We start from the raw sequence: 12792 nt of genomic DNA, 5'->3' as shown, positions 1-12792 counted from the left end.
CCATGAAAAAAACAAGATCTCCGAGAAAATTCAACGATATCGTCGATGAGGTATATTCGATCTACGGGATGAAAGGAGCTCAAGAAGAGCATCATGCTCTCAAGGTCTGGCATAACGTAGTCGGGGAGACCATCGCAAGGATTACCAAAGTTGAAAAGTTTGTGAAGGGTATTCTTTACGTACGGGTTCTCAACCCTTCCTGGAGAAACGAACTTTCATTTAGGAAAAAAAATATTGTCGGTAGGTTGAACGAGACAATAGGAAAGGTTATGGTGAAAGACATTGTCTTCAAGTAGCGTTGGTATACACCTATAATGACAATCAGATCAATACACCTTCTCATTCAGAATATTCCTTAACGACCGAGGTGTGTTTCTCAAAAGACAGGATGCCGTATGGAAAATATCTGATATTCGGACTGCAATGATCGTTTGTTTTTATATTATGCTGAAAAATTGTAGTATTTGATGTGTGGTAATACGATATAATTATTGACAATAGGTTTGTTACAAGTGATGGCGGTCTCCCGCAAAAGGTCTTGTGATGCGTCTATGATGATCATCAAAAAGAACCACATGGGTAGACCGTGGTTTTCAATAGTCATATTCAATCAATTATGTTTATTGCAATAGTTTCCTTTGTTCTTGTCCTTTCTCTAGTTGTTTTGGTTCACGAGTTTGGTCATTTTCTGGCGGCGCGTAGAGCTGGTGTGCCTGTTTATGAATTTTCAATCGGTTTTCCGTTCAGTCCACGGATAGTAACATTGTTTCGACATCGGGAAACGGAGTTTACCATACGACTCCTGCCACTCGGGGGATTTGTCAGTTTCTCGAACGAGACGGATGAACACGCCAAAAAACTGTTTGCTGCTTCACGTACCTCACGCGCACTCATCATGTCGGGAGGCTCCTTCTTCAATGTGATATTTGCGTTCTCGGTATTTGTTCCTGCTTTCATGATCGGAGAAAACATGTCGTTGTTCAGTGCTGTTGCTACAAGCATACAAACTGTCTGGGTCGTCATTTCGGAAACCGCTCGTCTTTTCCTCAATATCTTCTCTGGTAGTGCAGGAGTGGAAAATCTTTCAGGACCTGTCGGTATCACAGTGCTTGCCGGGCAAGCTGCAAGTGGCGGTTGGGTTGATCTTCTGCTATTTACCGGTTTTCTCAGCTTGAGCCTCGGTATCATGAATATGCTCCCTTTTCCCGGGCTCGATGGAGGACAGCTCTTCATGTTGTTGATTGAAGCTCTGAGGAACAAACCAATAGGGGCCGGAACACATCAAATCATCAATCTTGCAGGAATAGCATTGTTTATCATGCTCTCACTGTTTGTAACGTGGCATGACATTTCGAAACTCATTAGCTGATCTCCGTTGTGTAACCGATGTAAAATCTTTACCATTTTTGCCGTAAACACAACATGCCAAGAAACATCGATATCAAAGCTGTAATTCCAAGTATCGACGCTTTTATTCCAAAAATAGCACCTCTTGCCGATCAGGGGCCATTCGAGCTTATACAGGACGATACGTTTTTTTCGTGCAATACCGGTAGGCTCAAGCTACGAGTACTTTCAACCGGGGAAGGGAAGTTGATTTTTTACCGCAGGGCTGACACAAAAGGGCCAAAAGAATCTTTTTATCTGCATATACCTGTTTTACAGCCTGATATCATGAGAGATTTACTGGCAATGTCTTATGGACAAACAGGTCGTGTACACAAATATCGTTTATTGTTTATAGCTGGAAGAACGCGTATACATCTCGATAATGTCACTGACTTGGGGCATTTTCTTGAAATCGAGGTTATTCTTGAGGAAAACGAAACGACCGAGACCGGGGTCAGAGAGGCGTATCGGCTTTTGGAGAGGTTTGGAATCGATCGGTCACAACTCGTCGAAGGTGCCTATGTCGATCTTTTGGCAAAAAAGCTTTCCACTGCAGTCGGTACATAACGCTCCCTCTTCCAAAGACATCTCGTGTTCCATGCAAACACCCAATACCCGCAAAAAGCCATGCCCACCCGTGAAATAGCAGTTCGGAAATCACCGCGAATCGGTGCCCAATTTCCCTGAAAAGTCATGCCGGATTTGATCCGGCATCCATACTGACTTTGATCGAAAGAGTAACCCTTGGGTCAAGCCCGGGGATGACATGGAGAGAGAAGACACGCTACCCCGTGAAAAAAATGTTTTGATTACACGGGGCAGGTTTGGAAATGGCTACATAAAAACAAAATATTGGGCTAATCGGACAGCCTCTTTCTTGCTTTCTGCAACAGTTTTCAGGTATTGCAGACAAGATTGTTCTTTTCGATCAACGTTTCGGCAAACGCTTTTCCAAATGCTTTGCACTCTTCAAACTCTTTTTCATGTGGTTTGAATTTTACTCTGATATTCTGGTCGAATACTTTTAGCTTCAAGTTGGTGAAGTTCGTTTCAATGATCTTGGTGCTTTCACCGCTCCAGCCGTAAGAACCAAAAGCGGCTGCCAGTTTCCCACGATCACGGATTGGATTTATGGCAGCAAAAAGCTGGTATATCTGTGAAACGATGTTCTGATTAATTGTCGGTGAACCAACAATGATCGCGGCACTGTGTGCAATTTTTTCTTCGAGTTTTGCAAAGTGCATGTTTTCAATATCGCAGACATCGATGGTGAAATCACAGTGTGGACGCAATCCTTCTGCGATTTTTTCAGCAATGAGTGTCGTGTTTTCGTATGCTGATACGTATGCGATAAGGATATTTTTCTCATTGGGAAGCGCAATGGCGCTCTGAGCGTACTTTTTTGAAAGATCGACATACTTTTTCCAATTCGAGCGCAATATCGGTCCGTGACCGGGGCAGACAACATCGATATCGAGATCGGAAATGCGATCGATGGCCTGAAGCATGTATTTGCTGAACGGCCTGAGGATTGCATCGAAATAGTAGGTGAAAGCGTCGTCGAAATCACCTGCAAGGTCATCGTACATCTCTTCATGGCAGTAGTGACAACCGAAAGAATCACAGGTGAAAAGAACTTTGTCTTCTTCAAGCCAGGTATAGATTGCATCGGGCCAGTGAAGGTTCACGGCGTTAATGAAGCGGAGTGTCTTGTTCCCGAGGTCGAGTGTGTCACCATCTTTTACGGTCAGAGATTTGAAATCGTTGCCAACAAGATCACGAAGAAACTTGATTGCGTTTGCGCTTCCTACAACCGTTGCGTTGGGAGCGACGGAAAGCAGGTTCTTCACGTTGCCCGAATGATCGGGTTCGGTGTGATCGACAATGATATACTCGATATCCTCAGGATTGGTAACTTTCTTTATTTTATCAAGATACGTTGGCCAGAACTTTGCTTTCGAAGTCTCGACAACTGCTTTTTTATCTGCGTTGATGAAATATGAATTATAAGTCGTGCCATACTTGGTTTCCATGACAATATCGAATGTGACAAGTCCGGGATCAAGTATCCCTATCCATGTGACATCATCGGTAACGGGAAGAATTTTGTTATCAACCATTGTGTATTCGTCTTGGGTGTTGAAAAAGCTAGTGAACGTTGCTGATTTGTTTTAAGTATACATGCAAGAAAACCATAAAGTTCCTTTCAACGTGAGCCAATGAAACTCTCAGGCGTGTTTGAATAAAGAAAAACCGTAATCATAGCTAAAAAATAAATAACTTATTATTTTAAAAGGGTATATCATTTTCGTCAATCGATTCGGTTTCTTTATTCCGTATTTCCTTGATGAGCTCGATCCCTTCAGCAGAAAATGAAAACAAGGTATCGGTGGAGAAAATTGAACTGAAATCCTGCGGTTTGAAGAAAGGAAGAAATTTTTGAGAAAATTCATCGAGCCTTTTCAGATAGAACTGGGTATTTTCATCCGGCTTCAAATCATCCCACTCGTCAGCAAGTTTGCCTTTATCAAAGTGACTGCTTTGAAGACCGCTTCCGGATACATAATAAGTGATTCGATCACCCTTGTTGATTGAAAGTTTTTTTCTCAATGCGAGTTCGTAAGTAATGGAACGTGGTCTTTTTCCCGATTCTGTGTCGGTTCTATACTGCTCCATCGTATTTTTCAAACTTTCAGTTCGTGAAAAATCAGCGATTTTCCAGTTATGGTTCACGATCATATTCTTATAAGAAACATAAAGATCGTGTAAACCCTGAACATCCTCTTCGAGAAGTTTCTCAAAACCCTTACGAATAAATTCCCGCCCAAATTTTTCTCCGCTTCTGCTTATGAGTGATGATCCCTTGAGTTTAATCGTACCGTCATAGTCAAGGAGGGCATAATTTTTCTTTAGGTAAGAAATCATTTTTCTGTATCTCCCGTCATAACCGATAGTTATACCTTTTGGCATGACAGATGATACGTCGTTAACGAGATTGATTTCATCTTCTTTCGATCGTATGTGTGCAGGAGGTACGAAGAGGATTCCGTCAGTATCGACTTCGATAACTTTGCAATCGCGTGACTCAAACTCTTTTATCATTTTCCGTGCTATTTCCTGCCCTGTTGTCGTAACACGATCGGCCTCCTCGTAGTCGTTGAAAATACCGATACTGAATCCCAGGTAGCCGTACATTGCATTAATCAGTATTTTGAAAGACGATTGCATCGCATCAAAGTTGTTTGCTTCAGCCTCATTACCTTTTTCTTTTTCATCTTTCGCTTTTTTCTTTGCTGTAAAACGAAGGTCTTTCAGATCGGTCAAAATTCTTGGAAAAATTTTTCGTTCATCACTTTTCGGGCAGATATTGTATGAAAGCATAATAGACGGGTAAAGCGATTCCACATCTGCATAAACGATAGGGCCTAAAACTCCTTTAAGAAAAACTTCTGTAAAGCCTCCCATATGCTGTTGACCAATTTCCGGTTTCGGCAGTGCATGTTTTTCTTTAAGGTATTCTCTTACCATTAAAGCCTCTATCTTGGCGGCAGGGCCGAGTCTTGACGTTTGCGCGTAGGTGTACGGCATCATTCTCGTCATATAAAAGTTACTGCCAGAGAGCAAAGCTGCAATCTTCTCGGTTTCACGGACATCGTCGAGGGCATAGTCGAGAAGTTTTGCTGGATTATTATCCCAAAGGTTCGCAATTTCACTGTATTCGACATAGGTTCTGTCGGGTGAAGCGAAACCGAAATACTTGGCTGCTGCTTTCAGTCCGTAACTGGGCATGGAACGTTTCGCAACGTCGTAATTCTGTACAAGAAAAAAGGTATCGACAACGTGTCTTCCCGCTATGTCGAAAAAAGGGTAATCTATAGATCGTTCGGCAAAGCGGATGCTGGCTGGAAAACTTCTCGGAATCGAGCCATCACGCCCAATTCTGAATTCTACACCATTAATTTCACATCTTCTCTGGATATACGATAGGTCGAAACTGAAGATATTATGCCCTTCGATTACATCAGGATCTTTCAGCTGGATGATTTTTACCAGCTCCTGCAACAATTCGTATTCAGACTGTTCTTTTGTGTGGATTACCTGTTCCCATCCTCTGTTGTCACAGAGTGATATGATAATGATGGGATCGCTGCCAATAGAAACTTTGGTGCTTGTATTTTTTTCAGGTTTGTAATACGTCTCGATATCGAGCTGTATGCGATAAAGATCTTCAAACATCATTCCTTTGAACAAGGTTTTACCTGTTTGAAGGAGATATTGTGTGACAGCATCACCTCTATTGTATGTCAGATTGTTTGAAACACCGGAGTCATTGTCTTCCTGGGAAGATTCTTTCGATTTCGATGAAATATGGTCGAGGGCGTTTCTGTAGTTGTGTTGAGATTTGAAGATGGCTAAAAATCTGTAATAGTTTTCTCCCTGAAGTTTGATGAGCCAAAACTTCTCGCTATTAGCCGGTATAAAGCCATCCAAGAGAGTGTTTTCCGACAGAAAGAAAAATGGATAATATTCTTCGTCACGGCTTTTGACACCATTATCATCTCTTACATAGAGTCTGACTCTATTATTGACAAGCTGATGAATCCCAACGATATGTTCTTCACTGTCTTTACCGAAAAGAAGTGTATTCAGACTTTCCTTGTTGCCTTGGTTATTATTCATAATTCAATTCTTGTCATAAAAAACGAAAATTCAACAGGTAGTGTTTCACGTGAAACATATGAGGGGTTATAGCAATACCGTTAACGACCGATTTTTACCATGAGTACAGAAATGTCCGCTGGTGTAACTCCAAGAATTCTCGATGCCTGTCCAACTGTTGAGGGTTTATGTTTGGCTAATTTCTCTTTTCCTTCATTCGATAACCCTTTCAATACATGATAGTTGAATGAATCAGGAATCCGATGTGAGTCGAGACGTGCGATTTTTTCTGCCATAAGGCGCTCTCTTTTTATATACCCTTCATATTTACAATCAATTTCAACTTGCTCGAGCACTTCACTATCCTGTGTGATCGAAAGGATTCTGGACGACGCCTCGGCTGAAACTGTAAGGAGTGAAGAAAAAGATATTTTGGGGCGTTTTAGAATATTTGCAAATCGAATACTGCCGCTTATAGTCGGGCTTCCATGGGAGGTCAACAATGGATTGACATCAACTGCCTGAACTTTCAAAGAAGCAATCAGTTCTTTTACCGAACGTATAGCACGTTTTTTTATTTCGTGTTCTTGATTCTTTTTTTCAGATACAAGCCCGTGAGCATAACCGTAGGGTAAGAGTCGCAGGTCGGCGTTGTCTTGCCTGAGTATTATTCTGTGTTCGGCTGAAGAGGTGAACATCCGATACGGTTCATTTGTTTCTTTGGTGATGAGGTCGTCGACGAGAACACCAATATATGCTTCAGATCGTTTGAGAGTAAAGGGTTCTTTTGCCTGGATTTTCAGTGCCGCATTGATGCCGGCCATAATACCTTGTGCCGCAGCTTCTTCATATCCGGATGTTCCGTTAATCTGCCCTGAAAAGTAGAGGTTTTCTATACGCTTTGTCTCGAGCGTGGGATGGAGTTGATATGGAAAAAAGTAGTCATATTCGATGGCATAACCAGGTCTCATCATAACAACGTTTTCCAATCCGGGAATAGACTGTAATCCTTCGAGCTGGATATCTTCAGGTAGTGATGTAGAAAATCCGTTGACATACATTTCATTCGTGTCGAAACCTTCCGGTTCGAGGAAGATGTGGTGACTGCTTTTATCGCTGAAACGGTTGATTTTATCTTCGATGGAAGGGCAATAACGAGGTCCGATGCCTTGTACCTTACCGGAAAACAGCGGTGAGCGTTCGAAACCTGCCGTCAAAATGCTGTGTGTAACTTCCGTTGTTGCGGTAAGGTAGCAGTCAATCTGCTTTATTGAATGAAGATCCTTTGTAGAGAATGAAAAAGGTGTGGGATTTTTGTCTCCAGGTTGAACCGATACTTTGGAATAGTCCACACTTCTGCGATCAATCCGAGGTGGAGTGCCTGTTTTGAGGCGACCATGTTCGAAACCCAATGCTGAAAGACATTCCGTTAATCCATGAACCGGTGGTTCTGCTATTGTTCGCCCACCAGGATAATGGTTCATACCTATATGTATCAAACCGTTGAGAAACGTTCCGCAGGAGAGGATGACGGTTTTCGCTTCTATCTGACGTCCTGAGCTTAGTATGATTCCAGTACACTTGTTGCGTATTGTTGTGATTCCGGTAACACTGTCCTGTAGAAGATCGATATTTTTTTCCTGCTCGATGATCTTACGCATGTAGATCGAATAGAGTGTTCGATCCGCTTGCGCTCTTGGCGAGTGCATAGCCGGACCTTTGCTCCGATTGAGCATTCTGTACTGAATGCCGGTGGCATCGATGGCTTTTGCCATTTCACCGCCAAGTGCATCGATTTCTCTCGTTATCTGTCCTTTGGCGACACCACCGATTGCAGGATTACACGACATCCTGGCAATTGCAGAAAAATCTGATGTAACGAGCAGGCACTTGTGCCCCATTCGGGCTCCTGCAAGCACTGCTTCGCATCCCGCATGACCGGCTCCTGCAACTATAATATCATACGTACTCATAAAAAAACGTTTCACGTGAAACTTTACTCTGTTCTATTGACGATTTCAGTGACTTGAAGATTTTTTTAAGTTATTTATTTATTGCGTCTTAATCGTTTTTCCCGTTGCCGGAAAATGTTCATTATACAGCTTTCGGAATGTTCAGCAGGCAGTACTGCTCGAATTCGCCTTCTCTTTGAGAAGATTGTTACCTTCTGCCCTCTAACCGGCTGTGGTGCCGTAATATTATTGTTTGTGACACAGAATAAAAATTGTTATATAAATATATAGTTATATATTATTTATTGCGTTCGCATTACCGTATACGCTTTGTCACAAACAGTCTTGAGTATTGAGTGAACACTCGCCGGTACGATCCGAATAAAAGCGAATTGCGGCTGTATTTGATAAGCTTCGGTAATGTATGACAGGCGTGTAGAATACCTCTCTGTGTAATGTATTGCATAACAGACAGAAAAAGAAGCTTATGGTTTGTCATTCAGCGTGCGGGTATTTGCATTGTGAACCAACAGTGTCTCCCTGGTGAGAGGTGTGTGGGAAAAACAAGGAAAAAGCGGTAGCGGGAAGGATCATGTGCGGTTTCCTTGCCGAGCTTTGAAAAGAACGATAGAGTAGAATTCAGCCCCATTATTCCGCTAATCAATAATAAACAAGGAGATGAGTACAATGGTTAAAAAAATTACCTCTTTGCTGTCTGTCGGTCTTATTTCTGCGGGGGCACTCACTGGGTGTGATACACCCTCATCCGATACTCGGGATTCGGAAAAGCAGTCGACAGCTCAAATCGTTGAGGTTGATCCTCGTGGAGAAATTCTTGCGCTTTCCTGTGCATCGTGTCATGGAACCGATGGCAAAAGCGTCGGTATTCTACCGGGTTTTTATGGTAAATCGGCGACCTATCTGAAAACCGCTCTCATGGACTTTAAAAATGATGAGCGTTACTCTACGGTAATGGGACGGCATGCCAAAGGCTATTCTGATGAGGAGATAGAGCTCATTGCCGAATATTTTGGCAGCCTAAGTCAACAAAATTCTTCAAAATAAGCGGGGGTATCAGCATGAGTCAGAAATTTACTCGTAGAGATTTCAACAAACTTTTCATCGCCGGAGCGGCTGGTTCGACTCTTGGAGTTTTTGGAGGAAAGAAGGCGGCTTTTGCTAATCAGAAACATGTTGTTGTTATTGGAGGCGGTTTTGGAGGAGCTTCGACCGCAAAGTATATCAGGAAACTCGATCCGTCGATCTCTGTAACGCTTATAGAGCCTGCAACGACCTTTTATACCTGCCCTTTCAGCAACTGGGTGATGGGTGGATTGAAGGAGATGAAAGATATCGGCCATACGTTTGAAGTACTACAGAACAAGCATGGCGTCGATGTTATTCATGATGAAGTGGTCGAAATCGATGCGGTTAATCATTCCGTCACGCTCGAGGGTGGTGATGAAGTGAAATATGATCGTCTGGTTGTGTCGCCGGGTATAGATTTCAAGTTTGATGCGATTGAAGGGTATAGCGAGGACGTTGCCAACTCCTCCATGCCCCATGCTTACAAGGCCGGGCCGCAGACAGAACTTTTGACGAAACAGCTCCAGGAAATGCAGGACGGGGAGAATGTGATTATTTGCGCACCAGGAAATCCTTTCCGCTGTCCACCGGGTCCATATGAGAGAGCAAGTCTTATCGCAAACTACCTGAAGAAAAATAAACCTAACTCAAAGGTTATTATCCTCGATGCAAAGGAAAAGTTTTCCAAACAGGGGCTGTTCACCAAAGGTTGGGAGAGGCTCTATAGCGGTATCATCGAATGGCGTGCAGGTTCAGCCGGAGGTAAGGTGCTGTCGGTCGATCCTGCAACCATGACGGTTCAGACCGCCTCAGGGCCTGTAAAGGGTGGTGTGATCAATGTCATTCCTCCGCAGAGTGCCGGAAAAATAGCGATCGATGCCGGTTTAGCAGATGAAACCGGCTGGTGTCCTGTAAACCCTATTACTTTTGAATCTGCGATTCAACCCGGCATTCATGTTATCGGTGACGCAGCTATTGCCGGTGCAATGCCGAAATCCGGTTTTGCGGCTAGCAGTCAGGGTAAAGTCACTGCCGCCAGTATTGTTCGCCTGATGCAGGGGAAAGTTCCTGCTCCTCCGTCACTTGTCAATACCTGTTACAGTCTTGTCGGGCCGGGATACGGAATCTCTGTTGCCGCTGTCTACAAGCTCACGAGCGATGGTATTGTCAGCATCAAAGGTGCAGGTGGGCTTACTCCTATGGATGCCGATGATGACCAGCTCAGCGAAGAAGCTACCTATGCACGCGGGTGGTACAACAATATTGCTCAGGATATCTGGGGATGATGTCGATTGCGTGGTTTTTCTGTAAAGAGGTACCACATGAGTCCTATTCTAGTCATCCTCGGGCTTGACCCGGGGATCCATCTTCAAATGAAAGTCAGTATGGATGCCGCATCGAGTGCGGCATGACTTTTACCGGAGATGTATGCATGGCGGCTGAGAGCCGTGATGCGGTGCTTTTTAGGCAGCCTCTCGTATTTTGAGCAGGTGTTCGCTTATAATTCTTGTACTCATCATGAGTATCATCTGTGGGATCCCGCCGCATAAAAAATCAACACTCCTTCTTATCGTGTCTTCACCATGGAGGCCATCTGTGAAATCCGAACATCTATTTCACGCGAGGCGGCGTGATTGACGCATGATGATTGTGATGATTGCAACCATTGTCGAATGGCTTGTAAGAGAGTCTCTTATCGCTCGCTTTTCGTTGGTCTGTTCTGAACGCAATCTGTACTCATGTTCAAGCGGGAGAATTCGCTGGTTTTTTCGTCCTATCAGAGAACATGACGTCACTCCATCATGTGCGATTGTTAATCAAAGGCTGGTTTTATATATTGGCTGAACTTGATTTACTGATCGCGTCGTATTCGCAAAGCATCATGTATGTATGAAAAACAATCGTTTCAAAACTATTCTTATTGTTGCCTTGACGGCTCTTGCTCTATGGTCTCTCTGGCCAACGTATAAGGATTACTCTTACTCGAAACAGCTTTCGCAGCTGACCGCTTCTGAAGACAGCCTTTCGTTCGTCCGTGATAATCGCGAGGCTATCGAAACTGCCGCTGAAAAAAGCCTGAAACTTGGCCTTGACCTTGAAGGCGGAATGTATCTCGTTCTTGAAGTGGATCTTATCGACCTTGTCGAAGAGAGGGCATGGAACAAAGATGATACGTTTCGAGAGATTATCACCGAAGTCAAAGAACGTGCCGAGCAGGGAAACCAACAGATTATCGAAATGCTGGTTGCGGAGTTCAAGCAGCGTAATATAAAGATGAGTCGTTATTTCTACGAGGTACGTGACAGCGACGAGGAAATAATCGGCAAGTTGAGAAAAGAGGCTGAGGATGCTGTTGTCAGAGCGAAAGAGATTATAAGAAACCGCGTCGACCAATATGGTGTCGCCGAACCGGTTATCCAGTCTCAGGGAGCGAGGAGGATCATTGTCGCATTGCCCGGAGTTTCGGATGAAGAGAGAGTACGTAAGCTGTTGAAAGGGACGGCTAAGCTTGAATTCAAGCTTGTCAGGGATAATGAGAGCATGCTCGAGGCGTTCGAGCGTATTAACAGCTACCTGGCAAAAAACGAAAATAGGAGTGAATCACCTGAACCATCCGAGAAAGAAAGCGTTCCGGCAGCGAAAGCAAACAACCCTCTCTATGAGAATATTGTCCTTATGCAAAATGGAAGAGCATATGCTCCGGAGTACTCTCGGGAATATCTGACCGGGCTGTTTCAGCGTGAAGATATTCAGAAATTGCTGCCCAAGGATTCTGAGATCCGTCTTTCTGCAAGATCGATCGAGGGTAGTGATGGGGAGACCTTTTACGATATGTTTCTTTTGAAGAAAACTCCGGAGTTGACAGGAGGAGTTATTACCGAAGCGAAAGCTACTTTTGGGGCTTCCGCTCTTCAGCCCGAGGTGACCATGCGAATGAATTCTGACGGTACGGCGAAATGGGCAAGAATAACCGGGGCGAACATCGGCCGCCAGATCGCCATCGTTCTCGACGGTGCGGTGTATTCTGCACCAGTTGTCGAATCGAAAATTCCTGGTGGAAGTTCGGTAATCAACGGTATTGACAGCATAGAGGAGGCTCAGGACCTCGAGATCGTGCTGAAAGCAGGCGCACTCCCTGCACCGGTAAGAATTATCGAAGAAAGAACGGTCGGGCCCTCTCTCGGCGCGGATTATATCCGTTCCGGCTTGTTGTCGACAGGATGGGGGTTGTTCATCGTTGCGGTTTTTATGATCGTCTACTACCGGAAAGCGGGTGTTTCTGCCGATATCGCCCTCGTTTTGAATGTGTTGTTCGTTCTCTCGGTACTGGCCGGGTTCAGTGCAGCGCTTACGTTACCCGGTATTGCCGGCATCGTGTTGACCATAGGTATGACTGTAGACGCTAATGTGCTGATTTTCGAAAGAATCCGGGAGGAAATCGCTGCGGGTAAAAATATCAGCCTCGCAGTCGATACAGGTTACAGCAAGGCGTTTTCGGCAATTGTCGATTCCCAGATTACAACTCTTGGCGCAGGATTCCTTCTCTATATTTATGGCATCGGCCCAATACAGGGATTTGCGCTTACCCTGATGATAGGAACGGCTGCAAGTTTGTTTACAGCTCTGGTTATCACAAAGGTTATTTTTGATCTGCTGATCGAGTCAAATGTGATGACGGTCAAAAGTTTCGGTTAATATTTCATTA

The 12792-nt window shown here is 44.1% G+C and carries 9 protein-coding genes; 6 read left to right on the top strand and 3 right to left on the bottom strand.

Going from position 1 to position 12792, the window contains the following annotated elements:
• Positions 1-2 precede the first annotated feature (2 nt).
• The 3 genes from QZ209_RS02500 to QZ209_RS02490 all read left to right on the top strand — a co-directional run bounded on the left by QZ209_RS02500 (position 3) and on the right by QZ209_RS02490 (position 1956).
• Positions 3-296: a DUF721 domain-containing protein gene (locus tag QZ209_RS02500; RefSeq protein ID WP_294344394.1), complete on the top strand. Its 294-nt coding sequence runs from the start codon at positions 3-5 to the stop codon at positions 294-296.
• 320 nt (positions 297-616) lie between these two features.
• The gene (locus tag QZ209_RS02495; RefSeq protein ID WP_294344393.1) at positions 617-1369 is read left to right on the top strand and encodes a site-2 protease family protein; all 753 of its coding nucleotides are present in this window, start codon (positions 617-619) and stop codon (positions 1367-1369) included.
• 53 nt (positions 1370-1422) lie between these two features.
• Positions 1423-1956, top strand: coding sequence for a class IV adenylate cyclase (locus QZ209_RS02490; RefSeq protein WP_294344391.1), 534 nt, complete (start codon positions 1423-1425; stop codon positions 1954-1956).
• Between the two features lie 329 nt (positions 1957-2285).
• On the opposite strand, the gene QZ209_RS02485 is transcribed toward QZ209_RS02490, so the two are convergent.
• From QZ209_RS02485 to mnmG, 3 genes are all read right to left on the bottom strand, one after another.
• Positions 2286-3509: an FprA family A-type flavoprotein gene (locus tag QZ209_RS02485; protein ID WP_294344388.1), complete on the bottom strand. Its 1224-nt coding sequence runs from the start codon at positions 3507-3509 to the stop codon at positions 2286-2288.
• Between the two features lie 169 nt (positions 3510-3678).
• Positions 3679-6069, bottom strand: coding sequence for a DNA polymerase domain-containing protein (locus QZ209_RS02480; RefSeq protein WP_294344386.1), 2391 nt, complete (start codon positions 6067-6069; stop codon positions 3679-3681).
• Between the two features lie 80 nt (positions 6070-6149).
• Positions 6150-8021 carry a tRNA uridine-5-carboxymethylaminomethyl(34) synthesis enzyme MnmG gene (mnmG, locus tag QZ209_RS02475; protein ID WP_294344385.1) on the bottom strand — a complete coding sequence of 624 codons (1872 nt, stop codon included), beginning with the start codon at positions 8019-8021 and terminating at the stop codon, positions 6150-6152.
• A 666-nt stretch (positions 8022-8687) separates the two neighbouring features.
• Between mnmG and QZ209_RS02470 the strand changes: the two genes are divergently transcribed.
• The 3 genes from QZ209_RS02470 (at position 8688) to secD (ending at position 12782) form a co-directional block, all read left to right on the top strand.
• Positions 8688-9065: a c-type cytochrome gene (locus QZ209_RS02470; protein WP_294344382.1), complete on the top strand. Its 378-nt coding sequence runs from the start codon at positions 8688-8690 to the stop codon at positions 9063-9065.
• Positions 9066-9079: 14 nt separating this feature from the next.
• Positions 9080-10372 carry an NAD(P)/FAD-dependent oxidoreductase gene (locus QZ209_RS02465; protein ID WP_294344379.1) on the top strand — a complete coding sequence of 431 codons (1293 nt, stop codon included), beginning with the start codon at positions 9080-9082 and terminating at the stop codon, positions 10370-10372.
• Positions 10373-10976: 604 nt separating this feature from the next.
• Positions 10977-12782: a protein translocase subunit SecD gene (secD, locus tag QZ209_RS02460; RefSeq protein ID WP_294344376.1), complete on the top strand. Its 1806-nt coding sequence runs from the start codon at positions 10977-10979 to the stop codon at positions 12780-12782.
• Positions 12783-12792: the final 10 nt, after the last annotated feature.

It is taken from the genome of Prosthecochloris sp. (assembly GCA_015482705.2).
Classification (GTDB): Bacteria; Bacteroidota; Chlorobiia; order Chlorobiales; family Chlorobiaceae; genus Prosthecochloris.
The sequence above is the reverse complement of the archived record's forward strand: the minus strand, read 5'-3'. Positions and strand labels throughout refer to the sequence as shown.